28 protein-coding genes are annotated in these 26112 nt (G+C 65.2%); 11 read left to right on the top strand and 17 right to left on the bottom strand.

Translation table 11 applies throughout. The annotated features are described in order from the left end of the window. Positions 1–92 precede the first annotated feature (92 nt). Both mutS and ACK6C6_RS04775 read left to right on the top strand, forming a co-directional pair. Positions 93–2756, top strand: coding sequence for a DNA mismatch repair protein MutS (gene mutS / locus ACK6C6_RS04780; protein WP_409266164.1), 2664 nt, complete (start codon positions 93–95; stop codon positions 2754–2756). After that, complete coding sequence (locus ACK6C6_RS04775) at positions 2756–3721, top strand: hypothetical protein (RefSeq protein WP_409266163.1); 966 nt, start codon at positions 2756–2758, stop codon at positions 3719–3721. The genes mutS and ACK6C6_RS04775 overlap by 1 nt, the downstream gene beginning before the upstream one ends. A 185-nt stretch (positions 3722–3906) precedes the next feature. On the opposite strand, the gene ACK6C6_RS04770 is transcribed toward ACK6C6_RS04775, so the two are convergent. Further along, positions 3907–4440, bottom strand: a complete 534-nt coding sequence (locus ACK6C6_RS04770) for a peptidylprolyl isomerase (RefSeq protein ID WP_209588957.1) — start codon at positions 4438–4440, stop codon at positions 3907–3909. Between the two features lie 90 nt (positions 4441–4530). Between ACK6C6_RS04770 and ACK6C6_RS04765 the strand changes: the two genes are divergently transcribed. The 3 genes from ACK6C6_RS04765 to ACK6C6_RS04755 all read left to right on the top strand — a co-directional run bounded on the left by ACK6C6_RS04765 (position 4531) and on the right by ACK6C6_RS04755 (position 6697). Then, positions 4531–5652 (top strand): JmjC domain-containing protein, encoded by a 1122-nt coding sequence (locus ACK6C6_RS04765; protein ID WP_409266161.1) that lies wholly within the window; start codon positions 4531–4533, stop codon positions 5650–5652. A gap of 12 nt (positions 5653–5664) precedes the next feature. Then, positions 5665–6153, top strand: coding sequence for a hypothetical protein (locus ACK6C6_RS04760; protein ID WP_409266160.1), 489 nt, complete (start codon positions 5665–5667; stop codon positions 6151–6153). A gap of 268 nt (positions 6154–6421) precedes the next feature. After that, the gene (locus ACK6C6_RS04755; protein ID WP_036214272.1) at positions 6422–6697 is read left to right on the top strand and encodes a hypothetical protein; all 276 of its coding nucleotides are present in this window, start codon (positions 6422–6424) and stop codon (positions 6695–6697) included. Between the two features lie 135 nt (positions 6698–6832). Here the strand turns inward: ACK6C6_RS04755 and bamC are convergent, their stop codons facing one another. The 10 genes from bamC to ACK6C6_RS04705 all read right to left on the bottom strand — a co-directional run bounded on the left by bamC (position 6833) and on the right by ACK6C6_RS04705 (position 15030). Then, positions 6833–7987, bottom strand: coding sequence for an outer membrane protein assembly factor BamC (gene bamC, locus ACK6C6_RS04750; RefSeq protein WP_409266159.1), 1155 nt, complete (start codon positions 7985–7987; stop codon positions 6833–6835). A gap of 42 nt (positions 7988–8029) precedes the next feature. Continuing rightward, on the bottom strand, positions 8030–8911 hold the full coding sequence (gene dapA / locus ACK6C6_RS04745) for a 4-hydroxy-tetrahydrodipicolinate synthase (protein WP_313030721.1): 882 nt from the start codon (positions 8909–8911) through the stop codon (positions 8030–8032). A 57-nt stretch (positions 8912–8968) separates the two neighbouring features. Continuing rightward, positions 8969–9544 (bottom strand): class I SAM-dependent methyltransferase, encoded by a 576-nt coding sequence (locus ACK6C6_RS04740; RefSeq protein ID WP_409266158.1) that lies wholly within the window; start codon positions 9542–9544, stop codon positions 8969–8971. Then, entirely contained in the window at positions 9541–10197 is a 657-nt protein-coding gene (locus ACK6C6_RS04735) for a site-2 protease family protein (protein WP_209588952.1), read from the bottom strand. The genes ACK6C6_RS04740 and ACK6C6_RS04735 overlap by 4 nt, the downstream gene beginning before the upstream one ends. A gap of 53 nt (positions 10198–10250) precedes the next feature. Further along, positions 10251–10874 carry an L-threonylcarbamoyladenylate synthase gene (locus ACK6C6_RS04730; protein ID WP_209588951.1) on the bottom strand — a complete coding sequence of 208 codons (624 nt, stop codon included), beginning with the start codon at positions 10872–10874 and terminating at the stop codon, positions 10251–10253. Between the two features lie 19 nt (positions 10875–10893). Continuing rightward, positions 10894–11769, bottom strand: coding sequence for a protease HtpX (gene htpX, locus ACK6C6_RS04725; RefSeq protein WP_036214262.1), 876 nt, complete (start codon positions 11767–11769; stop codon positions 10894–10896). A 98-nt stretch (positions 11770–11867) separates the two neighbouring features. Beyond that, positions 11868–12698: a 3',5'-nucleoside bisphosphate phosphatase gene (locus ACK6C6_RS04720; protein WP_209588950.1), complete on the bottom strand. Its 831-nt coding sequence runs from the start codon at positions 12696–12698 to the stop codon at positions 11868–11870. An 85-nt stretch (positions 12699–12783) separates the two neighbouring features. Continuing rightward, positions 12784–13332 carry a FlgO family outer membrane protein gene (locus ACK6C6_RS04715; RefSeq protein WP_036214256.1) on the bottom strand — a complete coding sequence of 183 codons (549 nt, stop codon included), beginning with the start codon at positions 13330–13332 and terminating at the stop codon, positions 12784–12786. 18 nt (positions 13333–13350) lie between these two features. Continuing rightward, positions 13351–14022, bottom strand: coding sequence for a hypothetical protein (locus ACK6C6_RS04710; protein WP_036214254.1), 672 nt, complete (start codon positions 14020–14022; stop codon positions 13351–13353). Positions 14023–14136: 114 nt separating this feature from the next. Then, positions 14137–15030, bottom strand: coding sequence for an alpha/beta fold hydrolase (locus ACK6C6_RS04705; protein WP_409266157.1), 894 nt, complete (start codon positions 15028–15030; stop codon positions 14137–14139). A gap of 163 nt (positions 15031–15193) precedes the next feature. Between ACK6C6_RS04705 and ACK6C6_RS04700 the strand changes: the two genes are divergently transcribed. Further along, positions 15194–15718, top strand: coding sequence for a gamma carbonic anhydrase family protein (locus tag ACK6C6_RS04700; protein WP_036214250.1), 525 nt, complete (start codon positions 15194–15196; stop codon positions 15716–15718). Between the two features lie 4 nt (positions 15719–15722). Beyond that, positions 15723–16673, top strand: a complete 951-nt coding sequence (gene hslO, locus ACK6C6_RS04695; RefSeq protein WP_036214248.1) for an Hsp33 family molecular chaperone HslO — start codon at positions 15723–15725, stop codon at positions 16671–16673. A gap of 52 nt (positions 16674–16725) precedes the next feature. Here hslO and ACK6C6_RS04690 read toward each other — a convergent pair whose 3' ends face one another. Next, the gene (locus tag ACK6C6_RS04690; protein ID WP_209588946.1) at positions 16726–17469 is read right to left on the bottom strand and encodes a hypothetical protein; all 744 of its coding nucleotides are present in this window, start codon (positions 17467–17469) and stop codon (positions 16726–16728) included. Positions 17470–17662: 193 nt separating this feature from the next. Here ACK6C6_RS04690 and ACK6C6_RS04685 point away from each other — a divergent pair, with 193 nt between their 5' ends. Then, positions 17663–18169 carry a Dps family protein gene (locus ACK6C6_RS04685; protein ID WP_036214244.1) on the top strand — a complete coding sequence of 169 codons (507 nt, stop codon included), beginning with the start codon at positions 17663–17665 and terminating at the stop codon, positions 18167–18169. Positions 18170–18234: 65 nt separating this feature from the next. On the opposite strand, the gene ACK6C6_RS04680 is transcribed toward ACK6C6_RS04685, so the two are convergent. After that, positions 18235–18510, bottom strand: coding sequence for a hypothetical protein (locus ACK6C6_RS04680; protein WP_409266156.1), 276 nt, complete (start codon positions 18508–18510; stop codon positions 18235–18237). Positions 18511–18759: 249 nt separating this feature from the next. On the opposite strand from ACK6C6_RS04680, the gene ACK6C6_RS04675 reads away from it, so the two are divergent. Beyond that, on the top strand, positions 18760–19179 hold the full coding sequence (locus tag ACK6C6_RS04675; protein ID WP_229445978.1) for a PAAR domain-containing protein: 420 nt from the start codon (positions 18760–18762) through the stop codon (positions 19177–19179). Positions 19180–19221: 42 nt separating this feature from the next. Here ACK6C6_RS04675 and ftsB read toward each other — a convergent pair whose 3' ends face one another. The 4 genes from ftsB to ACK6C6_RS04655 all read right to left on the bottom strand — a co-directional run bounded on the left by ftsB (position 19222) and on the right by ACK6C6_RS04655 (position 23598). Beyond that, the gene (ftsB, locus tag ACK6C6_RS04670; RefSeq protein ID WP_027864309.1) at positions 19222–19566 is read right to left on the bottom strand and encodes a cell division protein FtsB; all 345 of its coding nucleotides are present in this window, start codon (positions 19564–19566) and stop codon (positions 19222–19224) included. A 72-nt stretch (positions 19567–19638) separates the two neighbouring features. Further along, positions 19639–20925 carry a phosphopyruvate hydratase gene (gene eno / locus ACK6C6_RS04665; protein WP_285378403.1) on the bottom strand — a complete coding sequence of 429 codons (1287 nt, stop codon included), beginning with the start codon at positions 20923–20925 and terminating at the stop codon, positions 19639–19641. A gap of 142 nt (positions 20926–21067) precedes the next feature. Then, positions 21068–21922, bottom strand: a complete 855-nt coding sequence (kdsA, locus tag ACK6C6_RS04660; protein ID WP_292037655.1) for a 3-deoxy-8-phosphooctulonate synthase — start codon at positions 21920–21922, stop codon at positions 21068–21070. Next, a complete protein-coding gene (locus tag ACK6C6_RS04655) occupies positions 21919–23598 on the bottom strand; it encodes a CTP synthase (RefSeq protein ID WP_409266153.1) in 1680 nt (559 codons plus the stop codon). The genes kdsA and ACK6C6_RS04655 overlap by 4 nt, the downstream gene beginning before the upstream one ends. 222 nt (positions 23599–23820) lie before the next feature. Between ACK6C6_RS04655 and ACK6C6_RS04650 the strand changes: the two genes are divergently transcribed. Together ACK6C6_RS04650 and ACK6C6_RS04645 are read left to right on the top strand one after the other, a co-directional pair. After that, on the top strand, positions 23821–24972 hold the full coding sequence (locus ACK6C6_RS04650; RefSeq protein ID WP_409266151.1) for a YjgN family protein: 1152 nt from the start codon (positions 23821–23823) through the stop codon (positions 24970–24972). Positions 24973–24982: 10 nt separating this feature from the next. Beyond that, positions 24983–26029 (top strand): M48 family metallopeptidase, encoded by a 1047-nt coding sequence (locus ACK6C6_RS04645; protein ID WP_409266150.1) that lies wholly within the window; start codon positions 24983–24985, stop codon positions 26027–26029. The last annotated feature ends 83 nt before the right edge of the window (positions 26030–26112 follow it).

Here is a 26112-nt window from a genome sequence, read left to right as displayed (position 1 = left end):
TTGACAAGCACTACCCCGCTTTCGGCCAGCCGTTCGCGGTAAAATGGCGAGCCCTGGCTCAGCACCCGCCTGCCGTACCGAAACACGAAGAAATGAACGCTCCCAACGAAATCAATGCCGCCGCCCTGAAGACCGGCGCGACGGAAAAAGTCACTCCCATGATGCAGCAATACCTGCGCATCAAGGCCGATTACCCCACCATGCTGGTCTTCTACCGCATGGGCGATTTCTACGAGTTGTTCCACGACGACGCGGAAAAAGCGGCGCGCCTGCTCGGCATTACGCTGACCGCGCGCGGCAGCTCGAACGGCCAGCCGATCAAGATGTGCGGGGTGCCCTTCCACTCGCTCGACGGCTACCTGGCCAAGCTGGTCAAGATCGGCGAATCCTGCGCCATCTGCGAGCAGATCGGCGACCCGGCCCTGTCCAAGGGCCCGGTCGAGCGCAAGGTGGTGCGCGTGGTCACCCCGGGCACCCTGACCGACAGCGACCTGCTGCCGGAGAAGGCCGACCGCCCGCTGCTGGCCATGTGCATGCTCCCCCAGCGCAAGAATGTCACGGTCGGCCTGGCCTGGCTGTCGCTGGCCAGCGGCGTGCTACGCCTGATGGAATTCTCGGGCGAAGGGCGCGCGGTCGAGTCGCGCCTGGCGCATGAACTCGAGCGCATCGCGCCGGCCGAGATCCTGCGCGCAGATTGCGCGGACATGTTCGAGTCCGAGCCGGTGGCGCACACCAACCGCGTGCCGGAGTGGCATTTCGACGTCCTCAAGGGCCACCAGTCGCTGCTGGAGCAGCTGGGCGTGGCCACCCTGACCGGCTTCGGCGCGGACGGCATGGGCGCCGCCTTCGGCGCGGCCGGCGCGCTGCTGCGCTATGCGCAGTCGACCCAGGGCCGAGGCCTGCAGCACGTCAAGAGCCTGGCTTGCGAAACCGAGAACGAATACATCGGCCTGGATGCCGCGACGCGACGCAACCTGGAGCTGACCGAAACCATCCGCGGCCAGGAAGCGCCGACCCTGTTCTCGCTGCTCGACGGCTGCCGCACGGCGATGGGTTCGCGCATGCTGCGCCACTGGCTGCACCATGCGCGCCGCAACCAGCGCGTCGCGCGCTCGCGCCATGAGGCGATCGCCGCGCTGGCCCAGTTCGATGCGACCCGCGGTTTGTCCAGCACCCTGGCCAACGTGCCCGACATCGAACGCATCACCACCCGCATCGCCCTGTTGTCGGCGCGTCCGCGCGACCTGTCCTGCCTGCGCGACGGCCTTAAAACATTGCCGGCCTTGCGTGAACAGGTGGCGCGCTGCTTCGTCCCGGGCGACACCACGCTGCTGCGCGAGGTCCACGACCTGCTCTCCCCACCGGAAGCCTGCCTCGACCTCTTGACGCGTGCGCTCATGGAAGAACCGAGCGTGATGGTGCGCGACGGCGGCGTGTTCGCGCGCGGCTTCGACGCCGAGCTCGACGAGCTGCGCGCGCTGTCCGAGAACGCCGGCCAGTTCCTGGTCGACCTGGAAGCGCGCGAGCGCGCCCGCACCGGCATCGCCAACCTGCGCGTCGAGTACAACCGGGTGCACGGCTTCTACATCGAAGTCACCAACGGCCAGGCCGACAAGGTGCCGGAAGACTACCGCCGCCGCCAGACCCTGAAAAACTGCGAGCGCTACATCACGCCGGAACTGAAAGCCTTCGAGGACAAGGCGCTGTCGGCCCAGGACCGCGCCCTCGCCCGCGAGAAGATGCTGTACGACCAGCTGCTGGGCGACCTGGCGCCCTTCATCGGCTGCCTGCAGTCGATCGCCGGCGGCCTGGCCCAGCTCGACACCCTGGTGGCCCTGACCAGCCACGCGGTGCGCAACAACTGGTGCGCGCCCCAGCTCGTGGACGAGCCCTGCCTCACCATCGTCGAAGGCCGCCACCCGGTGGTGGAAAACCAGATCGAGCGCTTCATCGCCAACGATTGCCGCCTGGCGAACGAGCGCCGCATGCTCCTGATCACCGGCCCGAACATGGGCGGTAAATCGACCTTCATGCGCCAGGTGGCATTGATCACGCTGCTGGCCTACGTGGGCAGCTACGTACCCGCTACCAGTGCCACCATCGGCCCGATCGACCGCATCTTCACCCGCATCGGCGCCAGCGACGACCTGGCCAACGGGCGCTCGACCTTCATGGTCGAAATGACCGAATCGGCGGCCATCCTCAACGGCGCCACCGAGCAGTCGCTGGTGCTGATGGACGAAGTGGGCCGCGGCACCTCGACCTTCGACGGCCTGGCGCTGGCCTGGGCGATCGCGCGCCACCTGATCGAGACCAGCCGCAGCTTCACGCTGTTTGCGACCCATTACTTCGAGCTCACCCAGCTGCCGGAAACCCACCCGAGCGCGGTGAACGTGCACCTGTCGGCGGTGGAGCACAAGGACAGCATCGTGTTCCTGCACGCGGTGCAGGACGGCCCCGCTTCGCAAAGCTACGGCCTGCAGGTGGCGCAACTGGCGGGCGTGCCTCCTGGCGTGATCCGCGCCGCGCGCAAGCACCTGGCGCGCCTCGAATCGCAGGCGCTCGACACGACGCCCCAGCTCGACCTGTTCGCCGCGCCAAGCGACGAGGTGGAAGCAGCATCGGAGAGCGCCTCCCTGCCTGCGAGCGGCGCGAACGACGAGCTGCAGCAGGCCCTCGCGGCCATCGACCCGGACGCACTGAGCCCGCGTGAAGCGCTGGAACGGCTCTACGAGCTGAAACGGCTCGTCGCCTGATGCCGGCGCGCCGTCCCTTCCTCCTGGCGAGCCTGCTCGCGGTGGCCCTGGCGGCGGCGCCGGCCTTCGCCCGCGACAAGAAAAAAGAGAAAGAGACGGATGAACATGCGCACCGCTTCGCCGTCGCGGGCCACCGTGCGGCCGAGGGTGGCGAGGAGGCGCTGAAGGAGCTGCTGCTCGACGCCAGGGACCCGGAGCTTGCCTTCCTGGTCGTCACCGGCATCAAGGGGGCCGGAGAAGCCTGCGGCGACCGCCTTTACCAGAAGCGGCGCGACCTGTTCGACAAGGCCAGGCGTCCGGTGATCCTGTCCTTGAGCGGCAACGACTGGACCGGCTGCCGCAATTCGGCGGGCCGCACCAATGCCATCGAACGCCTGAACCGGCTGCGCGAGCTGTTCTACAGTGAGCCGGAGTCGCTCGGCAAGGACAAGCTTCCCTTGACGCGCCTGTCGAGCAGTCCGCGCTTTCGCAGCTATGCCGAGAACGCCCACTGGCAGGTCGGCAAGGTGCTGTACGCCACCATCAACCTGCCCGCGGCCAACAATCACTACCTGGCGGCGGCGGGACGCAACAGCGAGTACGAGGACCGGACCGTGGCCAACCGCTTCTGGCTCAACCGCCTGTTCGCGATCGCCAAGCAGGACAAGGTCGATGCGGTGGTGCTGTTCGCCGAAGGGAATATGCAGCCCCTGCTGCAGCCGGCCAACGGACTGCGCGCCCTGCTGCAGCGTACGCCGGCGGGCCAGGACGGTTTTGCCGAGACACGCCGCCAGCTGCAACAGCGGGCAGCCGGGTTCAAGGGGCGGGTGCTGGTGATCGACAGTGCGGGACTGCCCAAGGACGCGCGGCCGGCGATCGCGTGGCGCGGGAACCTGGGTCACTTGTCCGTCGGGGCGCACGCGGTGGAGCTGCGGGTGACGGGCAAGGGGGAGAATGTGTTTTCGCTGGGCGAAGTGCTGCGTTAGCGGCTGCGCAGGCAGAAATTGGATCCCGGCCTCCGCCGGGATGACGTGCTAATGCTAACGATGGCGCAAACGCTAGCGTGCAATCTAACCGTTAGCCCCAAGACCGTCGTTCCCGCGCAGGCGGGAACCCAAGTTCGTCGCAGTCCCGCAGCGCATCCGAGCACCGCAGGCGCGAACCAAATGAATTACAGCGGCTTGCTGCGGAAGTGGTCGCCCTCTTCGCTGTCTTCCATCTCTTCATGATGGTGGCCGTGCGCACCGTGCACGTGGCCGTGGGCGATTTCTTCCGGCGTGGCTTCACGCACGTCGATCACCGACAGGTCGAAGCGCAGCGCCATGCCGGCCAGCGGGTGGTTGCCGTCCAGGACCACCTTGTCGTCCGCGATATCGGTCACGGTGAAGATGGTCGGCTCGTCGTCCACGCCTTCGGCCATGCCTTCGAACTGCATGCCGACTTCGAGCGGCTCCGGCAGGCGCTTGCGGTCTTCGACCTTCACCAGCTCCGGATCGTAGTCGCCGAAGGCGTCTTCCGGCTCGACCTGGATCGTCGACGAATAGCCGGTTTCCTTGCCGTCGAGCTCTTCTTCGATTTTCGGCAGGGTGTTCTCATAGCCGCCGTGCAGGTACACCATCGGCTGGGAACCCTCCTCGATCAGGTTGTTCTGGGCGTCCGACAGCTTGTAGTTGACCGACACGACCGTATTCTTGGCAATCTTCATCGCAGATCCTTTCGTTGTAAGCCCCGGATTATACCCTTACCGAACCATGGCACTTGCCAGTTTGGCTCATTTGGCTGGTTATAATGGCGCATGAAAAAATTACAGCTTCTCGGGAATATTACTCCCGCCCAGTTCCTGCGCGATTACTGGCACAAGAAACCGCTCCTGATCCGCCAGGCCATCCCCGGCTTCAAGCCGCTCCTGAAATTCGAGAAACTCGCCGAGCTCGCTCGCCGGAATGACGTCGAGTCGCGCCTCGTCACCCTGCGCGGCGGCCAGTGGGACATGCAGCACGGTCCGCTGGAAGAACTGCCGTCCCGCAGCGAACGCGAGTGGACCATGCTGGTCCAGGGCGTCAACCTGGTCGACGAGCGCGCCGACGAACTGCTGCGCCAGTTCCGCTTCGTGCCGGACGCCCGCCTCGACGACCTGATGGTGAGCTACGCCAGCGACGGCGGCGGCGTCGGCCCGCACTTCGACTCCTACGACGTGTTCCTGCTGCAGGCGCAGGGCAAGCGCCGCTGGCGCATCAGCGCCCAGCAGGACCTCGACCTGGTCGAAGGCCTGCCGCTCAAGATCCTCGCCAACTTCGAGGCCGAGGAAGAATTCGTGCTGGAGCCGGGCGACATGCTCTACCTGCCGCCGCACTATGCGCACGACGGCGTGGCCGAGGACGAATGCATGACCTATTCGATCGGTTTCCGCTCGCCCTCCTTCCAGGAAATGGGCGAAGCCTTCCTGCAGTTCATGGCCGATTCGATCGACCTGCCGGGACGCTATGCCGACCCCGACCTGCAGCCGACCAAGAACCCGGCCGAGATCCCGCGCGAGATGCTCGCAACCATCGTCGAGGAACTCAACAAGGTGCGCTGGGACGAGGAAGACGTCTCGGTATTCCTGGGCGAATACCTGTCCGAGCCGAAACACAACGTGTACTTCACCGGTCCGGCCAAGCCGCTGACGGTCGGCCGCTTCATGGAAACCGCGGCAAAGAAGGGCTTGAAACTGTCGAGCAAGACCCTGATGCTGTATCGCGGCAAGAGCGTCTTCATCAATGGCGAGTCCTTCGCCGTTAGCCGCGCCGACAAGGCGGTGCTGGACGTGCTGGCCAACGAGCGCCGCATTGGCGGCGAACTGCTGGGCAGCGCCACCGACGACGTGCTCGAAGCCCTGTACACCTGGTACCAGGACGGCTGGGTGGAACTGGGCTGAGCGGGAGGCGCCATGCAGGAACCGGCAAGGGAAGCAGTCCTCCGTTTCGACACCCGGGCGGAATTCGAGACCCAGATCCGCGCCTGCCTGGCTGCCGCGCGCACCAGCCTCGACCTGTTCGACCCCGACTTCGCCGTGTTCCCGCTGGGAAGCAGCGAGGTCGATGCAAGCTTGCGGGAATTTTTCAGACGCGGCGGCGTGCTGCGCCTGGCGCTGCACTCACCAAGCCACATCGAACGCCATTACCCGCGCTTCCTGCGCCTGCTGCGCGACTATGGCCACCTGCTCAGTTGCCGCAACACGCCGAAAGGCCTGCGCAATCTCACCGACTCCTTTTGCATCGCCGACGACCTGCACCTGGTGCGCCGCTTCCACAGTGCGCACATGCGGGGCGAAGCCAGCTTCGCGCTCGCGCAAGCGGTGGAGCTGCCGCGGCATCGCTTCGACGCGATCTGGATCGAATCTTTTTCTATCCTTCAGTCAACCACAACCGGCTTATGAACGTTATAAGCCTGTTGCTACCAGCTGGCGGCCTGGCCGTTTCATCTTGTAACAATATGAAGCTTGTTAAACCGCAAAATACTTTCGCCAAGGAATGAGTTCGCTATTGCGATTCAGTAAATTTGGCTATAATATCAGGTCAGGAAGGTTCCGTTGCCTATCTGGCAGTATTGCTTTTAACGAAAGCACGAAAATTCCTCTGAGCAATAATTACCGGTAATTATTATTCAAACAAGCAGTACTTACTTTTGAAATATTAAGGAAAATCATGAAAAAATCCCTGCTGATCGTTTCCCTGATGGCTGTTGCTCTGGCTGCTTGCAGCAAGAAAGAAGAAGCTGCTCCGGTCGCTCCGGCTGCTGTTGAAGCACCTGCTGCTACCACCGACGCTGCTGCTACCCCGGCCGCTACCGACGCAACCACCGCTGCTCCGGCTGCTGACGCTGCTGCTGCCGCTTCGGCTGCTGCTTCGACCGCTGCTGACGCTGCTGCTGCTGCTTCGACCGCTGCTTCGCAAGCTGCTGACGCTGCTGCAACCAAGTAATCAGCGCGATCTGATTCAAGACCGGCCTGCGGGCCGGTTTTTTTTCGCCCCTACTGTTTGCGTTTCCCGCAAACCACCCGCGCATAAAAAAACCGGCCGCACGGGCCGGTTTCGACGACATCGTCAAGTTTCCGATTATTTCAGCTCATCCGCCAGCAGCTTCAGGATCTTGGCGCCGGTCTCGCCGGTTTCAAGCTTGCCGTCATTGGTCTGCACGCTCACCTGGCTGGTCGAGGCGCCCTGCTCCGCCTTGACGATCACGCGGTAACGCTGGGCTTCCTTGGCCTTGTCGTCCGCGCCGAAGGTGAACAGCTTCTTGAAGAAGCCATCCTTGTTGGCCGCATCCTGATCGACGTAGCGCACGAAGTACACGCCCTGCACGCGGTCGCGGTCTTCCACGGTGAAGCCGACGCGATCCAGCGCCAGGCCGACGCGGCGCCATGCGCGGTCGAAGCCTTCGTTCAGTTCCACGGCATTGCCGACCAGCGTGGCCTGCTGCGGCGCCACCGGCGCGTTCGCGACCATGGTCTCGGCCGGCTTGGTTTCCTTGACGCCGGTCAGCTGGGCCACCAGGCGGCCCAGGAACTGTGCCTCCAGGCCCGGATCGTTCGGACGCACGGTCCAGACCGTGGTTTCCTTCTGGGCGCCCTGCAGCACTTCCTCGGCGCCGCGGTGGCTGATCCAGATTTCGGTCGAGCCGTCCGGCAGGCGCTCCAGGCGGGTGCGGAACTTGTCGCGCTCGCCGGTCGAGTAGGCGCTGTCGAACACCTTGCCGATCGAGCGGCGGATGAAGTCCTGCGGGATCTTCGAACGGTTCTCGACCCAGTTGGTTTCCATGGTGCCGGTCGTGGCCGACTCGGTCTCGATGGCGAAGCCCTGGTTTTCCCAGAACTGGCGCAGCTGCGGCCACAGTTGTTCCGGGGTCTGCTTGACCACCAGCCAGCGCTGGTCGCCGTTGCGCTGCACGCTCACGGCGTCGGTCGAGACCGGGCCGATCGGCTGCAGCGAACCGGCCACCGGCGCCATCGCACCCTGCGCGCCCATCTGCTGCTGGAAACCGGATGCCGTCGCCACGCCCTTGCCGTCCGGGACGGCATAGCGGTTGTCGCGTTGCAGCGCGGTCAGGTCCGGCGGAACTTCCAGGTTGGCGGCCTTCTTGGCGCCACGGTAGTCGACCTTGTCCGATTCGAAGATGGTGGTGCAGCCGGCGAGGCTCAGCGCGATCGCGGTCAGCGTCAGCACGCGCGCGGCGCCAGGAGTCGCGAGGGTCTTATTAGTGCGATTTGTCATGTCGTTCGATATCAGTTACCAGGAACCGGAACCCTTGCGGGTTCAGGCAGTGAGAAGGCCCGCCTGGGCCAGTGCGCCACGCACGGTATCGTGGAAGGACGAGCCCAACGGCGCCAGCGGCAGGCGCAGGCCGGTCGGGATCCGGCCCATTTCGGCCAGGGCCCACTTGACCGGCACCGGGTTCGGTTCGACGAACAGCTTGGCATGCAGGTCGAGCACGCGGTTGTTGATCTCGACCGCGCGCGCCACGTCGCCCGCCATGGCGGCGGCGCACAGCTCGTGCATCGCGCGCGGGGCCACGTTGGCGGTGACGGAGATGTTGCCGGCGGCGCCGCAGAACATCAGGGCCATCGCGGTCGGGTCGTCGCCCGAATACACACCGAAGGACTTGTCGACCATGCGCAGCAGCTCGATGCCGCGGCCGATGTTGCCGGTGGCGTCCTTGATGCCGACGATGTTGTCGATCGGTGCCAGGCGCGCGACGGTCTCGTTGCTCATGTCGGCAACGGTGCGGCCCGGGACGTTGTACAGGATGACCGGCAGGTCGACCGCTTCGGCGATGGCCTTGAAGTGGCGGTACATGCCTTCCTGGGTAGGACGGTTGTAATACGGAACCACCTGCAGCGAGGCGTCGGCGCCGACGTCCTTCGCGTGCTGGGTCAGTGCGATGGCTTCCACGGTGGAGTTGCCGCCCGCGCCGGCGATCACCGGGATGCGGCCGGCGGTATGATCCACCGCGATCTTGATCAGTTCGGCGTGCTCCTCGGGGGAGACGGTGGCCGATTCGCCCGTGGTGCCGACGATGACGATGCCGTCGGTGCCTTCCGCGATGTGCCAGTCGATCAGCTTGCGCAGAGAGTCGCGGTCAAGACTGCCGTCCTCGAACATCGGGGTGACGATTGCTACGATGCTGCCCTTAATCATATGCGTTGGCCGTGCCGGAAAGTAAATAAAAGTCTGATTGTAGCGGATCGCCCGCCTCTATGGTTCATTCGTACCCACATTATGGTCGAGCTTTGCCTCGGTTTTGGCAAAGCCGGGACCGGCCGCGCACAGACGCTGCACCTGTGCCGGGTGGGGGCGGTCGACGTGGCCATCCTCGTAGGCCAGCACCTGCAAGCCGCCCCCGTGCGCCAGGCCCAGCAGCTCTTCCGGGGCCAGCAGGAAATCCGGGTTCGAGGGCTTGCCGTAGACCTGGTTGCCCTGGGCGAAGGTCTCATAAATGAGGATGCCGTCCGGAAGCAGGCTGGCCGCCAGCTGCGGGAACAGTGGGCGGTACAGGTAATTGGTGACGACGATCAGCGCGAAGCGCCCCGGTTCGAAGGGCCAGACGGCGTCCTCGGCCTCGAGGTCGTGCTGCAGCGTCGTCACGTTCGGGCCGGCAAGCGACGCCAGGAGCTCGGCGTTGCGGTCCAGGGCCAGCACCTGCATGCCGCGCGCCGCCAGCAGACGCGTGTGGCGGCCGCTGCCGCAAGCCAGGTCGAGCGCTTCGCCGGCTTTCGCCAGCGGCGCGAAGCGTGCGACCCAGGGCGAGACCGGCAGGTTCATCATGTTCATGTGAGCAGCAGGGTCAGGGGCGAGGCGATCAGCTGCAGCAGGATGCGTCCCAGGTTCATCACCGGCATCACCCAGAAGGCCAGCAGGTTCATGAAGATCAGACCCAGCACGATGAAGAAGCCGTACGGCTCGATGCGCGCGAACTTGTAGGCCAGGGAATTCGGCAGCATGCTGGTGAGCACGCGGCCGCCGTCCAGGGGCGGGATCGGCAGCAGGTTGAAGGCGAACATCAGGAGGTTGGCGAACAGGCCGGCCTGGGCCACCTTGTGCGGGAATTCCTCGCCGACGCCGAAGGCGACCAGCAGCACCGCCAGCACCAGCCACAGGAAGGCCATGATGAAGTTGGCGGCGGGACCGGCGAGGGCCACCCAGGCCATGTCGCGCTTCGGATTGCGCAGGCGGTTGAAGTCGACCGGCACCGGCTTGGCATAGCCGAACACGAATCCGGTGGTGAGGTAGAGGGCGATCGGAATGACGATGGTGCCGAGGATGTCGACGTGCACCAGCGGGTTGAGCGTCATGCGCCCGGCGGCATAGGCGGTGTTGTCGCCGAAATAGCGGGCGACGTAGGCGTGGGCGGCTTCGTGCAGGGTAATCGCAAAGAGGACGGGCAGCGCGTAGACGGCAATGTTGCGTATCAGTTCAGGATCCATGTGCGCGATTCTATCAGGTCCGCAGGACCCGGCTGTTAGGAGAAACTGAAGCCCTACAGCCCGAACGCGGCCGGATCGCCCCTGCCCTCGCGCACCAGTTCCGGCGCCGGCCCGGTCAGGTCGATGACCGTGGTCGCCTCGAGCGTGCCGGCCCCGCCGTCGATCACCAGCTCGATCTGCTTGCCGAGGCGAGCCAAGACTTCGTCGGGATCGGACAGCATGTGGTCGTCGCCCGGCAGCTGCAGCGTGGTGCCGATCAGGGGCTCGCCCAGTTCCTCGATGAGCGCCAGCATGATCTGGTTTTCCGGGACCCGCACGCCGATGGTCTTGCGCGACGGGTGCGACAGGCGGCGCGGCACTTCGCGCGTGGCTTCCAGGATCACGGTGTAGGGGCCCGGCATGGTCGCCTTGAGCAGCCGGTACTGGGTGTTGTCGACGCGCGCGAAGTGCGCGATCGCGGACAGGTCGCGCACCAGCAGCGTCAGGTGGTGCTTGTCGTCGACGCCGCGAATGCGGCGCAGCTTCTCGACCGCAGCCTTGTCGTCGAGGCGGCACACCAGCGCATAGGCCGAGTCGGTCGGCGCGGCCACGATGCCGCCCGAACTGATGATCTGGGCCGCCTGCTTGACCAGGCGCGGCTGCGGGTTCTCGTGGTGGATCTGGAAGTATTGGGCCATCTGGATGCCGCCTTTCTTTTTATCTGATTGCCTGCAGCGCCGCGATACGCTGCTCCATCGGCGGGTGGGTCGAGAACAGCGCGCCCCAGCCGCCGCCGCTGCCCGAGATGCCGGAAGCGGCCATCGACGAGGGCAGCGCACCCGGCGCCAGGCCACCGAGGCGGGCCAGCGCATGCTGCATCGGCACCGGGCTGCCCAGCAGCTTTGCCGAACCGGCGTCGGCGCGGAACTCGCGCTTGCGCGAGAACCAGGCGACGATGATCGAGGCCAGGATGCCAAATGCGATCTCGCACACGAACACGGTGATCATGTAGCCGATGCCGGGGCCGCGGTCCTCGCTGCGAAACAGCACCTTGTCGACGAAATAGCCGACCACGCGCGCCAGGAACACGACGAAGGTGTTGACCACGCCCTGGATCAGGGTGAGCGTGACCATGTCGCCATTGGCGATGTGGGCCACCTCGTGGCCGAGCACGGCCTCGACTTCGTCCTGGTTCATGCTGGCCAGCAGGCCGGTGGACACCGCGACCAGCGCGGAATTCTTGAAGGCGCCGGTGGCGAAGGCGTTCGGTTCGCCTTCGTAGACGGCGACCTCCGGCATGCCGATGCCGGCGCGCTCGGACAGCCGGCGCACGGTGTCGACCAGCCAGCGTTCGGTGCCGTTGGCGGGGGTCTCGATGACGCGCGCGCCGGTGGACCACTTGGCCATCGGCTTGCTCATCAGGAGCGAGATGAAGGAACCGGTAAAGCCGACCACCAGCGAGAACACGGCCAGGCTGCCGATGTCGATCCCCTGCCCCGTGACGGCGCGTCCCACCCCGAGCAGGTTGAGCACGAGCGACACCACCAGCACCACGGCGAGGTTGGTGGCAAGGAACAACACGATGCGTTTCATGGACAGCCCTCCTGGCAACAAGATGATGTCAGGCTGCAAAGATTGGGCTGTTCAGCCGAAAATTCAAGTAGGGTGGACGGCTCTGCCGTCCACCCTACCTAGAACCAGTCGTGCCAGACCGGCGTGAGCCCGGCCGGCAGCGGCGGCAGTTCGGCAAACTCGACGCGCGCTTCTCCCGGCGCGTGGAAATCCGTCCCGCGCGAGGCCAGGAAGCCGTAGCGCCGGGCGAGCTCGGCGTAAGTCTGGTACTGGTCCGGCGTATGGCTGCCGGTGACCACTTCGATGGCATTGCCGCCCAGCTGGCGGAATTCGTCGAACAGCGCCCCTTCGGCCGTGTCGCTGAACGGGTAGCGGCCCGGATGCGCGATCACCGGGATGCCACCGGCGCCGCGGATCCAGCCGACCGCGTCCGCCAAGCTGGCCCAGCGGTGCGGCACGTAGCCCGGCTTGCCCTCGGTGAGGAACTTGCGGAACACTTCCGAGGTCGAGCCGCAGGCGCCGATCTCGACCAGGAAGCGGGCGAAGTGGGTGCGCGAGATCAGGTCCGGGTTGCCGACGTAGCGCAGTGCGCCCTCATAGGCGCCGGGAATGCCGGCAGTGTCCAGCTGGGCCGCGATTTCCCTGGCGCGCGCCTGGCGGCCGTTGCGGGTGGCGGCCAGGCCGTCGATGAGGGCCCGGTTGTCCTCGTCGACCTGCAGGCCGACGATGTGGACGGTCTCGTTCGCCCAGGTCACCGAGATCTCGACGCCGGCCACGAAGCGCATGCCGAGTTCGCCCGCCGCCTGGCGCGCGGCCTTGATCCCGCCGATTTCGTCGTGGTCGGTCAGCGCCCAGACATCGACGCCACCCTTGCGCGCATAGGCGGCGACGGCGGCGGGTGCGAGCACGCCGTCGGAAACGTTGGAATGGCAGTGGAGATCGGCTTTCATGGCACGGCGCGTAGTGACTATTGATTGGCGATGGAGCGAAACATTGTACGCGCCAATGGGCCCGCCATGCTGCCAGGAGAACAGATCAGTTGGATTGAAGCATGGAACGCACCGTGCCCTCTTTCGCCAGCACGTAATCGTGGCCGGCCAGCACCAGGTTGGTGCTCGGCTGGATCACCTTGACGTTGATGAAGACGGCGTCGCGGGTCTCGGCATACGAGCCCACCACCACCGCCTGTGCGTTGTGGGCGCTGGCCACCTCGCCGATCTCGCGGGTGAGCATCAGCTCGCCCTGCCCGCGCTTGAGGTACACGCTGTTGCGCAGCTTCATCTCCAGCATCTTCATGCCGCCCTGCGCGAGGCGGGTCGAGAGCTGTTCCGACACCAGGCGGCCCAGCATCGAGGTCTGCTCGAGCGCGTCGATATTGACGATGGTGGCCATGATCAGGGGCTTCTCGTCGCCCAGCTTGCCGCGCAGCTGCAGCGCCAGCGCGTCGGCGGCGCGGTAGTTGGCGGCCACGAAGGCATTCGCCGAGACCGAGGTGTAGTTGGTGTCTTCCTTGGTCGTCGAGCAGGCGCCCAGCAGCAGGGGCAGCGCGAGGAGCGCGGCGCGGAGGGTCAGGGTTCGCTTCATGGCCTCAGTGCTCCGTGCTCAATGGTTGCGGACCGCGAAGGTCTTGGTGGGTTGCGCCGCCGCGTCGTACAGCGCGCGATCGCTGTCGGTGGTGTAGTACACCGAGGTGGTGCGCGCGTAGTAGCGCGCGTCGTCGGCCAGCGACAGGTTGACGATGATCTCGGTCTTCGGCGTGTCGCCGGTGGCGAACTGGGAATGGAACCAGGAATAGGCGTCCTCGGCGAAGATGGCGGCGGTGGCCAGCCACTCGACGGTGTGGTCGATTTCGGTCAGCACCCAGGCGCCCGCCACCAGCAGGCTGCGCTCGCCGGCGAACTTGTACTGCGGACGCTTGGCCGAGAAAGCCACTACCTGGGTGTCGAGTTCGATGCGCAGGGTGTTCGCATCCGGCACCTTGACCACGATGTAGCCGTCGTTGACCAGGGCCGAGACCAGGTGGCTGCTCACGCCCTGGGCAAAGGCGCTCGACTGCTGCGAGCTGACGTACAGCGGGCGTTTCGCATTCACCTTCAGCGAGGGCGCGAGCTGGCCCGCCATGTGGCGTGCGATCACGCCCCAGTGCGCGGCCGCCTGCAGCTTGGCCTGCTGGGTGCTGGGGAAGTTGGTGGCCACCGGGGCCGGGCTGTAGGGAATGGCGCAGCCCGCCGCCAGGAGGGCGCCGCAGAGCGCGAGGGCGGCTCGAAATCGCATGTGTGTCCTGTCAGTCTGTCGAAGGGCGCGCGGGGCGCCGGGTCGGGTGGGACTGTAGCACAGGCGTTTCCGTGCGGCAATTAATGCTGCGTCGGTTGAGGGCTGCTTACAACGCTAGGCCGGCACCTCGGCGCCATTCAGGAATGCCTCGATCATCCGCGCCAGCAATTCCGGCTGATCGTGATGCAGCATATGCCCCGCTCCCGGTATCATGCGCGCCGTGACCTTGGCCAGGTGTTCGCGGCGCCGGTCGATCTCCGCCCGCGCCTGTTCCTTCGGCCCCATCCAGCGCCACATCTCGGTTTCTTCCGCCTCGATCCACAGCACCGGCGCCGTGATCTGGGTCCAGCAGGCCAGCACCTCGTCGGCGTGGTACAGCAGCGGGCCGGTCATCTTGTGCGCCGGGTCGCCCAGGATGCGCCACTGGCCGTCCGCGTCCTGAGCCGCCCAGTGCCCCGCCAGGAAGGCGGCCCGCTCGCCGGATAAACGCGGATTGGTCTTCTGCAGCCGCGCCGCCACCTCTTCCAGGCTGGCATAGCCGCGCATCTCCGGCTTGGCCTTCAATTCGTCGAGCCACTTGGCGAAACGCCCCGGCGCCTGCGAGGGGCGGGTCGCGGGCAGGCCGAAGCCTTCCAGGTTGATCAGCCGGGCGATGCGCGCGGGGCGCACGCCTGCATACAGGCTGGCGATGTTGCCGCCCATGCTGTGGCCCAGCAGGTTCACGGCCTCGCCCGGCGCGTAGTGGTCGAGCACCGCTTCCAGGTCGGCCAGGTAGTCCGGGAACCAGTAGGTGTCGGAGTGCGAGCGCTCGCTCAGCCCGAAGCCGCGCCAATCAAAAGCAATCACGTGCCAGTCGCCCCTGAGTGCGTCGACCACGAACTGGAACGAGGCGGCGACGTCCATCCAGCCGTGCTGCATGAAGATCTTCGGGGCGCCTTCGCGGCCCCAGTGGCGCACATGGGTGCGCAGGCCGCGGATGGTGAGGAATTCGGAACGGGATGCTTGCATAAGTCAGGCAAAAGCGTGAGCGAAAGGAGAAAAAAAGTACGACCGTTCGCATTATACCGCTTCAATCTTGATTTCGTCTTGCCCGTCCCCATTTGCGATCGACCGGACGATGGCGGACAGGGGGTTTACAATAGCGGCATTTCAATCTTCCGCGAGCACATCCATGGCGATTTACCAGCTGGGCGAGCATGCGCCCGAGATCGACACCTCAAGCTTCGTGGCCGATTCGGCAACCCTGATCGGCAAGGTCACGCTCGAGGCCAACGCCTCGGTGTGGTACGGCGCGACGCTGCGCGGCGACAACGAGCGCATCACCATCGGTGAAAACAGCAACGTGCAGGAAGGCACGGTGATGCATACCGATATGGGATTCCCGCTCACGCTGGGCAAGAACGTGACCGTCGGCCACCAGGCCATGCTGCACGGCTGCACGGTCGGCGACGGTTCGCTGATCGGCATCCAGGCCGTCATCCTGAATGGCGCCCGGATCGGCAAGGGCTGCCTGGTGGGCGCCGGCGCGCTGGTCACTGAAGGCAAGGAGTTCCCGGACGGTTCGCTGATCCTCGGTTCGCCTGCCAAGGTCGTGCGCACCCTGACGGAAGAAGACATGCTGCGCCTGCAGGCCAGCGCCGCGAGCTACGTGGCGCGCGGCCAGCTGTTCAAGGCGCAGCTCAAGCAAATCGGATAACAGAATGACAGACACTCGCGACACCCTCCAAAAATTCATCTTCGATAACGCCGCCGTGCGCGGCGAGCTGATCGAGATTTCCGACACCTGGCGCGAGATCCAGGCCCGGCATGCCTACCCGAAGGCGGTGCGCGCCGCCCTCGGCGAAATGGTGGCCGCGTCTGCCCTGCTGTCGGCCAACCTGAAGTTCAACGGCGCCATCGTGATGCAGATCTTCGGCGATGGCCCGGTGCGCCTGCTGGTGGTCGAGTGCGACGCCCAGCTGCGCATCCGCGCCACCGCGAAACTGGCGCCGGACGCCGAACTGGCCGACGACGCGACCCTGGAGCAGATGTTCAATGCGCACGGCAAGGGCCGCTTCGTGATCACGCTCGATCCGGTTGACAAGGTGCCGGGCCAGCAGCCCTACCAGGGCGTGGTGCCGCTGATCGGTGACGACATGGCGACCGTGATCGAGAACTACATGCTGCGTTCCGAGCAGATGGACACGCGCCTGTGGCTGGCGGCCGACGACCAGGTGTCGCGCGGCCTGCTGCTGCAGAAGCTCCCGCGCCACAGCGGCAAGGACGACCAGCAGAAGCAGGCTTCGGAAGCGGAAGACCTGGAAACCTGGAACCGCGCGGTCATGCTGGGCCAGACCCTCAAGCGCGAGGAACTCCTGAGCACGAACATCGAGACCCTGCTCAAGCGCCTGTTCTGGGAAGAGACGATCCGCGTCTTCGATCCGCAGCACCCGCAGTTCCACTGCAGCTGCACGCGCGAAAAGGTGGGCAACATGCTCAAGATGCTGGGCCAGCCGGAAGTGGAATCGGCCCTGGCCGACCTGGGCGAACTGGGCATTAACTGCGACTTCTGCGGCAAGCACTACGCCTTCGACAAGGTCGATTGCGCCCAGCTGTTCGCCAGCGATACGCCGGTGGAAACCATGATGCCGGCCAGCGGCAGCATCAACTGAGCGTCGTAGCGGCGCTTTGCGAAAGTGGGCGGCGCTGCCGCCCGCTTGTCGTTTACGGCGCAGGAGCCTGCGGCGCCTCGGCGAATTCATACACGACCAGCGCGTCGTCGTCCCAGCTCTTGTCGCGCAGCGGCGCCATGTAGGCGGCGCCGTTCAGGTGAAGCGGGAGCCCCGCCTTGCGCTCGCCCGACACGATCATGGCCGAGGCCAGACGCCGCGGTGCGCGGTAGGGATAGGACACCATCGGCAACCTGCACAGACCGCCTGCAGCCACCGCCCCTGCGCGGTATAGCAGCGGAATGTCTTCCTTGCGTACTGCCACGCCGACCTCGCACTCGAGGCGCAGGTCGCCCAGGCGCCGCGCATTCGCCGGCACGCCGGGCGTGCGTACGTGCGGGCGCCAGCGGATCTCGGCCTTCTTGCGGTTCGAAACGAGATCGGCCTGATCGTCGAAGGCTTCCTGGCTGCGCGGCAAAACAAAGGTGCCGCTCGCGTCGAGCGGCAGCGCAATATCGACCGTATCGCCGGCAATGCGCAGCTGCAGGCCGTCGGTAACGGCCGGCTTGCCGTCCTTCGTCCACAGTTCGAAGCGCAGCTCCGCCTTCGGCGCCAGCGCGCGCTTTTCTTCCCATGCGTCGAGGCCGCGCACCATGCGGCGGTAGGGAAGCAGCTCGGGATCCTTGATGCTGCTGACTTCGACCTTTTCGGTGGGCGGCGCTTCTGGCGACGTGCCGTCCTGGGCAAATGCGGGTGCGGCCATCGCCAGCAAGGCGGCGATAATGGAAAGTCGCTTCATGAGGGTCCTTCATTGGCAAGAGGTGCCTGCATTGTAAATACTGCTGGGTTGCCAATGTGCGCACATTCTCACGCCCCGCATTTGAACCGTGACACTTAAAACGCGCATTTTTTGCAGCGGTGCTAAGCTGATGCATCTTTGACAGTGTTGTCATTTCCTTACAAACACTGCACTCACCCACAGGAGAAAAACGATGCACATGGATACCGGAATCAGCACCGAAGACCGCGCCAAGATCGTCGATTCGCTCTCGACCGTCCTGGGCGACGCGTTCATGCTTTACCTGAAGACCCACAACTTCCACTGGAACGTCACCGGGCCGATGTTCTCGACCCTGCACGTGATGTTCGAGGAGCAGTACACCGAGCAATGGAATGCGCTGGACGAGATCGCCGAACGCATCCGCGCCCTGGGCCATTTCGCCCCAGCCACCTCCAAGCGCTACGTCGAACTGTCGAGCATCAAGGAAGAGCCGGAAGTCCTGTCGGCCAAGGAAATGATCCGCCAGCTGGTCGAAGGCAACGAAATCCTGGTGCGCACCATGCGCCAGGGCGTCAAGGTTGCCGACGACCTGGACGACTTCCCGACCGCCGACATGCTGACCACCCGCATGGAAGTGCACGAGAAGAACGCCTGGATGCTGCGCTCCTTCCTGGAGCAAGGCGCCGGCGCGAGCCAGGGCGACGCCTCGTCGGACTGATGTGAAAATGGCCGCGGTCACCGACCACGGCACGTATCAAGCCTGGAGCTGGACGCTCCAGGTGTTCAACCGCGGCCAGACATGTGCAGGTCGACCACCTTCATGATCTCGAGCGTCAGGTCGAGGTTGAATTCCTCCGCCACCAGGGCGGTGTGCAAGGCGTCGCGCGGCATGCCCACGGCAGCTGCCAGCGCGCCGAGGCCGGGCGCCTGCGCCACGGCCTGCATGGCCACGGTGATGACGGCGCCGTCGCCGTCCTCGAAGGCGTCAGCGAGACAGTCGGCGATGGCGTCGAGCGAATCGAGCTCTGCGGGATTCGGAGGGGTGTTTTCCTGGGTCATGCTGGGTTCCTTGAAGTCATTCTACTGATCATACACTGCCAGGGTCTTACCCTGTACGCATCGTGACGCCCACCTTCCGGTAAGTTCAGTGTAGTCCCAGTCCTACATGAATGTTGGTTTACGGAAAGTCAACCATGGGTCGGCCTTGATACATTCCAATACGCTTCGCCATATCGAGAGTAAGACCGCGTCGAGCACGTCTGGCAAGCGTGGAAGGATCACTCGCCGGTCACATCCATAGGAGCGTCAATGAAGCGTATGTCCGCAGCGGCAGCAGCGTCGGTCGATCAAGAATGCAATCCTGTTCCGGCTCGCCGAAAAATCACGGCCCGTTATCCCATCGCGACGATCGGGTCGCGTACCGTACAAGGCGGGGAGGTCGTCGTGGCCGATAACGTGGTGCACATGGACGGTTTCCGCATCGCCTGCGTCGGCGACCGGGTCCGCTATCCCGACGGCAGCGAAAGCATCATCGTTTCCGGCGCGGGCAATGCGTCCACGTTCGGCGACCGGCCGGTTGCGCTGGTCGGCAGCCACGTCGAGAACGGCGACCGCATCGCCCTGAGCCGGCAGAACATGGGCGAAATCGTGCTGTTCGAAGGGGATGCGCCGATCACGGGGCTGCTGCAACCCGGCTACATGCCGGCACGGGGCAGCAGCGAAGCCTGAACGCGCCGCCGGGCGCTGCCGCTGATACGGGAAAGGCGGAGATCAGCGGCCGCCCTTTTTTTCCTTCGGCGGCGGCGGGGGCGGCGGCACGGTCATCGAGACCGCTGGCTGTTCGTCCTTGCGCAGCACCTGCACGAAGATTTCATTCTGCTTGATCATGCCCAGTTCATAGCGGGCACGCTCCTCCACCGCACCGGTGCCGTCGCGCAGGTCGCGCACTTCCGATTCCAGCTTGGCATTGCGCGCTTCCAGCAGCTCGGTCTTGTTGCGGGTCTTGTCGACCTGCTCGCGCATGTCGGCGACGTTCAGCCAGCCACCCTTCCCCAGCCATAGCGGGTACTGGATCAATAGCAGCAGGACGGCGAGGGCGATGGTGATGAGTCGCATGAATGCAGTGAGACGAAAGACGAGGCCGGACTGCCCGCGGGGGCAGTCCGGCCAGGGGCCCTTGCTTCGGGTTTACTTCAGATTATAGAACGCGTCGCGGCCCGGGTAGGAAGCGACGTCGCCCAGGTCTTCCTCGATGCGCAGCAGCTGGTTGTACTTGGCCATGCGGTCCGAGCGCGACATCGAGCCGGTCTTGATCTGCAGGGCGTTCAGGCCAACCGCGATGTCCGCGATGGTCGAGTCTTCGGTCTCGCCCGAACGGTGCGAGATCACGGCGGTGTAGCCGGCGCGCTTGGCCATCTCGATGGCGGCGAAGGTCTCGGTCAGGGTGCCGATCTGGTTGATCTTGATGAGGATCGAGTTGGCGATGCCTTTCTGGATGCCCTCTTTCAGGATCTTGGTGTTGGTGACGAACAGGTCGTCGCCCACCAGCTGCACCCGCTTGCCCAGGGCGGCGGTCAGCGTCGCCCAGCCTTCCCAGTCGCCTTCGGCCATGGCGTCCTCTATCGAGATGATCGGGTACTTGTCGCACCAGGTGGCGAGCATGTTGGTGAAGTCCGCGCTAGAGAGTGCCAGGCCGCCCTCGCCTTCGAGCACGTACTTGCCGTCCTTGTAGAATTCGCTCGCAGCGCAGTCCAGGCCCAGCGCGAAGTCCTGGCCGGCCACGTAGCCGGCCTGCTCGATCGCCTGCATGATCAGCTTGATCGCTTCTTCATGGTTGGCAACCGACGGGGCGAAGCCGCCTTCGTCGCCGACGGCGGTGTTCAGGCCCTGGGAATGCAGGATCTTCTTGAGGGTGTGGAACACTTCGGCGCCCCAGCGGATCGCTTCCTTGAACGACGGTGCGCCGACCGGGATGATCATGAATTCCTGGATGTCCAGGTTGTTGTCGGCGTGGGCGCCGCCGTTGATGACGTTCATCATCGGGACCGGCAGCTGCATTGCGCCGGAACCGCCGAAGTAGCGGTACAGCGGCAGGCCGGCTTCCTCGGCGGCTGCCTTGGCCACGGCCATCGACACGGCCAGCATGGCGTTGGCGCCCAGGCGGCTCTTGTTTTCAGTGCCGTCGAGATCGATCAGGGTGCGGTCCAGGAAGGCTTGCTCATTCGCGTCCAGGCCCATGATCGCTTCGGAAATCTCGGTGTTGATATTCTCGCAGGCCTGCAGCACGCCCTTGCCGAAGTAACGCTTGGGGTCGCCGTCGCGCAGCTCGATCGCTTCGCGCGAACCGGTCGAGGCGCCCGAAGGCACGGCGGCGCGGCCCATCACGCCCGATTCCAGCAGGACGTCGCATTCCACGGTCGGATTACCGCGCGAATCAATGATTTCGCGGCCGATGATATCAACGATAGCACTCATGTTTTTCAGTCTCCGGAAAGGTAAAAATCTGTAGCAGCCGCCTGCTGGGCAACCCCTTGGCAGCCAAATCGCTTGACATTGTAACAAATGCGCGCGTCCGCCCGATCGCCGGGCGCACGCGCGCATTTTGCTGATGCTGTGCTTACTTGAAGTCCGCTTCCAGGAAGCCGGTCTTCTTGACGATGCGGTCGAGCTCGACCAGGGTCGTCAGCAGTTCCTTCATGCGGCCGAGCGGGACCGCGTTCGGGCCGTCCGACATGGCGTTGGCCGGGTCCGGGTGGGTCTCCATGAACAGGCCCGCGATGCCGGCCGCCACGGCCGCACGCGACAGCACCGGCACGTGCTCGCGCTGGCCGCCGGACGAGGTGCCCTGGCCGCCCGGCAGCTGCACCGAGTGGGTCGCGTCGAACACCACCGGGCAGTTCGATTCGCGCATGATGGCCAGGGAACGCATGTCCGAGACCAGGTTGTTGTAGCCGAACGAGACGCCGCGTTCGCAGGCCATGAAGTTATCTTCCGGGAGGCCCGCTTCGCGCGCGGCGGCGCGTGCCTTGTCGATCACGTTCTTCATGTCGCCCGGCGCCAGGAACTGGCCCTTCTTGATGTTGACCGGCTTGCCCGAACGCGCGCAGGCGTTGATGAAGTCGGTCTGGCGGCACAGGAAGGCCGGCGTCTGCAGCACGTCGACCACGCTGGCCACCTGCGGGATCATCTCTTCGTCGTGCACGTCGGTCAGGACCGGCACGCCGATTTCCTTGCGCACGTCGGCCAGGATGTCCAGGCCCTTCTCCATGCCGGGGCCGCGGAAGGACTTGCCGGACGAGCGGTTGGCCTTGTCGAAGGACGACTTGTAGATGAAGGGGATGCCCAGCGCGCTGGTGATTTCCTTCAGCGTACCGGCGGTGTCGAGCGCCATCTGGCGCGATTCGATCACGCAGGTACCGGCGATCAGGAAGATCGGCTTGTCGAGGCCGACGTCGAATCCGGCGAGTTTCATGCTGCGTCTCCTTGCAGTGCCGGCGAGCTGTTCGCCGCCACGTTGGTGTTGCCCGCCTGGTGCTTCAGGGCGGCCTGGATGAACGAGGTAAACAGCGGGTGGCCGTTACGCGGGGTCGACTTGAACTCCGGGTGGAACTGCACGCCGATGTAGAACGGGTGCACCTCGCGCGGCAGTTCCATGATTTCCAGCAGGTCTTCGTTCGGGGTGCGCGCCGATACCACCAGGCCGGCCGCTTCGATCTTCGGCAGGTAGTAGTTGTTGCCTTCGTAGCGGTGGCGGTGGCGCTCGGTCACGACGTTGCCGTAGATCTCGGCAGCGAGGGTACCCGGGTTCACGGCGCAGGTCTGCGCGCCCAGGCGCATGGTGCCACCCAGGTCGGAATTGACGTCGCGCTTCTCGACCTTGCCGTCATGGTTCTGCCATTCGGTGATCAGGGCGACCACCGGCTGGTCGGTTTCCGGATCGAACTCGGTCGAGTTGGCGTTCGTCAGGCCGGCCATGTTGCGCGCGTATTCGATCAGCGCGACCTGCATGCCCAGGCAGATGCCGAGGTAAGGAATCTTGTTTTCGCGCGCGTAGCGGGCGGCCAGGATCTTGCCTTCCACGCCGCGCTTGCCGAAGCCGCCCGGGACCAGGATGGCGTCGTACTTGGCCAGGTGATCGCAACCCTTGCTTTCGATCTCTTCCGAGTCGAGGTATTCGATGTTGACGCGGCTCTCGGTATGGATGCCGGCGTGACGCAGCGCCTCGGTCAGCGACTTGTACGATTCGATCAGGTCGACGTACTTGCCCACCATGCCGATGGTGATCTCGTGCTTCGGGTTTTCCAGGGTGTGGATCAGCTTGGTCCACATCGACAGGTCGGCTTTCGGCGCTTCCAGGCCGAGCGCTTCCAGGATGATGTCGTCCAGGCCCTGGTCGTGCAGCACCTGCGGCACCTTGTAGATGGTGTCCACGTCCCACACCGAGATCACGGCCTGCTCTTCCACGTTGGCGAACAGCGAGATCTTGGCGCGCTCGTCGTCGGGGATGCGGCGGTCGGCGCGGCACAGCAGCGCGTTCGGCGAGATGCCGATCTCGCGCAGCTTCTGCACCGAGTGCTGGGTCGGCTTGGTCTTCAGTTCGCCGGCCGAGGCAATCCAGGGCACCAGGGTCAGGTGCACGAAGGCGGCGCCCTTGCGGCCCGAGCGCAGCGACAGCTGGCGCGCGGCTTCCAGGAAGGGCAGCGACTCGATGTCGCCGACGGTGCCGCCGATCTCGACCAGCGCCACGTCCACGCCTTCGGCGCCGCGGCGGATGTAGTCCTGGATTTCATTGGTGATGTGCGGGATCACCTGCACGGTCTTGCCGAGGTACTCGCCGCGGCGCTCCTTACGAATCACCGACTCGTAGATCTGGCCCGTGGTGAAGTTGTTCACCTTCTTCATGCGGGTGCTGATGAAGCGCTCGTAGTGGCCCAGGTCCAGGTCGGTCTCGGCGCCGTCGTCGGTGACGAACACTTCGCCGTGCTGGGTGGGGCTCATGGTGCCCGGGTCCACGTTGATGTACGGGTCGAGCTTGAGCAGGGTGACTTTGAGGCCGCGCGATTCGAGGATCGCGGCGAGGGAAGCGGCTGCGATCCCCTTGCCCAGGGAAGACACGACGCCGCCAGTGACGAATACGAATTTGGTCATTTGTACTGAAGGTGCCGAATGGCACGCGCGGGAAATAGAAATTATACCTTAAACCGCGCAAATACTTCTGGTCACCATGCCAATGCCGCAGCAAAAGGCGCGTTTGGATGCCATTACCGGAGAAAAACATGACATCTGCAAAACGCCAAGGATCAAGAATATGCCCCATCAATTGACCGACTAGCAGGGGTGCTGCCTATACTGGGATTTTTTGGCCGATCCATGCATACATTGACCGACCCGCCCGCCGACGCAGCCGTCTTGTCCGACACCGAGACGGTCGCCGCGCCGCAGCAGCCGCGCACCCTGGCGCTGGGCTTCACGGGCGACGGCCGCGAATACTTCCGCATCTGGGTCGTCAACCTGCTGCTCACGCTGGCCACCTTCGGCATCTACTCGGCCTGGGCCAAGGTGCGCCGGTTGCAGTATTTCGACCGAAACACGGTCCTGGCCGGGGCCAGCTTCGATTTCCATGGCAATCCGCGCGCGGTGCTGGCCGGGCGCCTGCTGTCGGTCGTCCTGCTGGTGGCTTACCACTACGCCTTCGGCTTCTCGACCACCTTCGGGGTGATGGTGATCGTCGGCCTGCTGCTCGCCTTCCCTTACCTGATGCGCGGCGCCCTGCGCTTTCGCCTCGGGAACACCAGCTACCGCGGCCTGCGCCTGGGTTTCGATGGATCGGTGGGTCAGGCCTACCTGGCCTGGCTGCCGCCCGTGTTCACCTTCCTGATGCCGGGCGCCCTGCTCGCGCTGTATCCAGGAAAGCCCGGGCTGGCAACCCTGCCGCTGCTGCTCTACCTGCTGTGGCCACTGATGCACGCACGGATCCGCCGCTTCCAGCATGCCCACCTGCTGTTCGGCGACCAGCACGCTAGCTACGAGGTCAAGGGGCGCCGCTTCTACCGCTTCTACCTTGTGGGCGGCAGCCTTGGCTTGCTTGCGGCCTTCTGCGCCGGCCTGGCCGGCGGCTTCGCCGGCGCCGCAGCGGGCAACGGGCGCAGCGCAACCCTGTTCATCGCGGTGTTCACCGGGGTCGCGTCGGCCTACCTGGCCTACCTCCTGATCGGCCCCTACATGGTGGTACGGGTGTCGAACCTGGCCTGGTCGAACACCCGCTTTCCCGGCATCCGCTTCCGCTCCACCCTGCCGGCGCGCGACTTCATGAAGCTGCAGGCCAGGAACGCCCTGTTCACCGTCCTGAGCCTGGGACTGTACCGCCCTTTCGCCGTCGTCGACGTGTACCGCTTCCGGCTGGCGCACCTGCACATCGAAGTGGACGGCGACATCGACGCCGCCGCTTCCCGTGTCACGACCCGCGACGGCGCGGCCGGCGACAGCGTCGCCGACGGCTTCGGCATCGACCTCAGTTGGTAAGAAAGACATCATGAGCGCAGCACACTACTTCGATGGCCGCAGCGCACGCCTGCACGTGGTCGACCTGAGTACCGGCAACGGGGCGATCCACCTGTCCGGCGAAACCATGCGCAGCTACCCGGCGCCGGAAACGCGCCTGGCCGAGCCTTTCCGGCACACCCCGGCCGTGCTGTATTTCGCGGACGGCGCGCGGGCCGAAGTCCATGACCCGGCCATGCGCGCGATGCTGGCCGAAACGCTCGGCTACCGCAAGTCCTGGGTGGTGCGCTGGCAGGAGCATACCGCCGCCGCACTGGCGGGCTTGGCCCTGCTGGTGGGCTTGATTGCGTCCGCCTGGCACTGGGGCATTCCGGCGGCGGCCGAGCGCCTGTCACGCGAAGTCCCGCCTGCGGCCGACCAGGCCCTCGGCCGCAATGCCCTGGCCCTGCTCGAGCGCCAGGGGCTGTTGCGACCCTCGCGCCTGAGCGAGGACCGGATCGCGGCGCTGGCAGGCATCCTGCAACGGGTCCAGCCGGCCGCGCCACGCATTCCGCTGCGCCTGCGGGTGTATGCGGCGCCCCAGTTGGGTGCGAACGCATTGGCCTTCCCCGACGGGACCATCGTCCTGACGGACGAGATGGTGCGCATGGTGATGGGCAGGGACAACGACTTCGACGCACGTGCCGCAGCGGCGCTCGCCGGCGTGCTCGCCCACGAGGTCGGCCACATCGAGATGCGCCACAGCGTGCGCACCATCACGCGCTCTTCGCTCACCGCGGCGCTGTCGGCCACGCTGTTCGGCGACTTCAGCGCCGTCGCCGCCGGCCTGCCGGCGGTACTGACCAACATGGAATACTCACGTGAGATGGAACTGGCCGCCGACGATCATGCCGCCCGTGCGCTGCAGGCAAACGGCGTCCCGACAGCGCCACTGGCAGACCTGTTCCTCCATCTCGACGAGCGGGCCAGCAAGTTGCCCAAGTTCATGCGCCAGGCAATGTCCTATGCGTCCAGTCATCCAGGCGGAGACGCCCGCAGCCAGCGCCTGCGTAAAGCGCCAGGCAGCCAGACAGACTGAGCCCGGGTGTTGTAAATCATCTATACAAGCCGGGCGGCGTAAAGATAAAGCATGCATTACTGTTACAAATGGGCAATAATTGT

The sequence above is a fragment of the Massilia sp. BHUDP2 genome (genome assembly GCF_046236355.1).
Classification (GTDB): Bacteria; Pseudomonadota; Gammaproteobacteria; order Burkholderiales; family Burkholderiaceae_D; genus Telluria; species Telluria varians.
Note: the sequence above shows the minus strand (reverse complement) of the source record. Positions and strands in the feature narration are given on the sequence as shown.

Coding starts and splice junctions, on each gene's coding strand:
- mutS (WP_409266164.1), top strand. CDS start 93: ATGAACGCTCCCAACGAAATCAATGCCGCCGCCCTGAAGACCGGCGCG.
- ACK6C6_RS04775 (WP_409266163.1), top strand. CDS start 2,756: ATGCCGGCGCGCCGTCCCTTCCTCCTGGCGAGCCTGCTCGCGGTGGCC.
- ACK6C6_RS04770 (WP_209588957.1), bottom strand. CDS start 4,440: ATGAAGATTGCCAAGAATACGGTCGTGTCGGTCAACTACAAGCTGTCG.
- ACK6C6_RS04765 (WP_409266161.1), top strand. CDS start 4,531: ATGAAAAAATTACAGCTTCTCGGGAATATTACTCCCGCCCAGTTCCTG.
- ACK6C6_RS04760 (WP_409266160.1), top strand. CDS start 5,665: ATGCAGGAACCGGCAAGGGAAGCAGTCCTCCGTTTCGACACCCGGGCG.
- ACK6C6_RS04755 (WP_036214272.1), top strand. CDS start 6,422: ATGAAAAAATCCCTGCTGATCGTTTCCCTGATGGCTGTTGCTCTGGCT.
- bamC (WP_409266159.1), bottom strand. CDS start 7,987: ATGACAAATCGCACTAATAAGACCCTCGCGACTCCTGGCGCCGCGCGC.
- dapA (WP_313030721.1), bottom strand. CDS start 8,911: ATGATTAAGGGCAGCATCGTAGCAATCGTCACCCCGATGTTCGAGGAC.
- ACK6C6_RS04740 (WP_409266158.1), bottom strand. CDS start 9,544: ATGAACATGATGAACCTGCCGGTCTCGCCCTGGGTCGCACGCTTCGCG.
- ACK6C6_RS04735 (WP_209588952.1), bottom strand. CDS start 10,197: ATGGATCCTGAACTGATACGCAACATTGCCGTCTACGCGCTGCCCGTC.
- ACK6C6_RS04730 (WP_209588951.1), bottom strand. CDS start 10,874: ATGGCCCAATACTTCCAGATCCACCACGAGAACCCGCAGCCGCGCCTG.
- htpX (WP_036214262.1), bottom strand. CDS start 11,769: ATGAAACGCATCGTGTTGTTCCTTGCCACCAACCTCGCCGTGGTGCTG.
- ACK6C6_RS04720 (WP_209588950.1), bottom strand. CDS start 12,698: ATGAAAGCCGATCTCCACTGCCATTCCAACGTTTCCGACGGCGTGCTC.
- ACK6C6_RS04715 (WP_036214256.1), bottom strand. CDS start 13,332: ATGAAGCGAACCCTGACCCTCCGCGCCGCGCTCCTCGCGCTGCCCCTG.
- ACK6C6_RS04710 (WP_036214254.1), bottom strand. CDS start 14,022: ATGCGATTTCGAGCCGCCCTCGCGCTCTGCGGCGCCCTCCTGGCGGCG.
- ACK6C6_RS04705 (WP_409266157.1), bottom strand. CDS start 15,030: ATGCAAGCATCCCGTTCCGAATTCCTCACCATCCGCGGCCTGCGCACC.
- ACK6C6_RS04700 (WP_036214250.1), top strand. CDS start 15,194: ATGGCGATTTACCAGCTGGGCGAGCATGCGCCCGAGATCGACACCTCA.
- hslO (WP_036214248.1), top strand. CDS start 15,723: ATGACAGACACTCGCGACACCCTCCAAAAATTCATCTTCGATAACGCC.
- ACK6C6_RS04690 (WP_209588946.1), bottom strand. CDS start 17,469: ATGAAGCGACTTTCCATTATCGCCGCCTTGCTGGCGATGGCCGCACCC.
- ACK6C6_RS04685 (WP_036214244.1), top strand. CDS start 17,663: ATGCACATGGATACCGGAATCAGCACCGAAGACCGCGCCAAGATCGTC.
- ACK6C6_RS04680 (WP_409266156.1), bottom strand. CDS start 18,510: ATGACCCAGGAAAACACCCCTCCGAATCCCGCAGAGCTCGATTCGCTC.
- ACK6C6_RS04675 (WP_229445978.1), top strand. CDS start 18,760: ATGAAGCGTATGTCCGCAGCGGCAGCAGCGTCGGTCGATCAAGAATGC.
- ftsB (WP_027864309.1), bottom strand. CDS start 19,566: ATGCGACTCATCACCATCGCCCTCGCCGTCCTGCTGCTATTGATCCAG.
- eno (WP_285378403.1), bottom strand. CDS start 20,925: ATGAGTGCTATCGTTGATATCATCGGCCGCGAAATCATTGATTCGCGC.
- kdsA (WP_292037655.1), bottom strand. CDS start 21,922: ATGAAACTCGCCGGATTCGACGTCGGCCTCGACAAGCCGATCTTCCTG.
- ACK6C6_RS04655 (WP_409266153.1), bottom strand. CDS start 23,598: ATGACCAAATTCGTATTCGTCACTGGCGGCGTCGTGTCTTCCCTGGGC.
- ACK6C6_RS04650 (WP_409266151.1), top strand. CDS start 23,821: ATGCATACATTGACCGACCCGCCCGCCGACGCAGCCGTCTTGTCCGAC.
- ACK6C6_RS04645 (WP_409266150.1), top strand. CDS start 24,983: ATGAGCGCAGCACACTACTTCGATGGCCGCAGCGCACGCCTGCACGTG.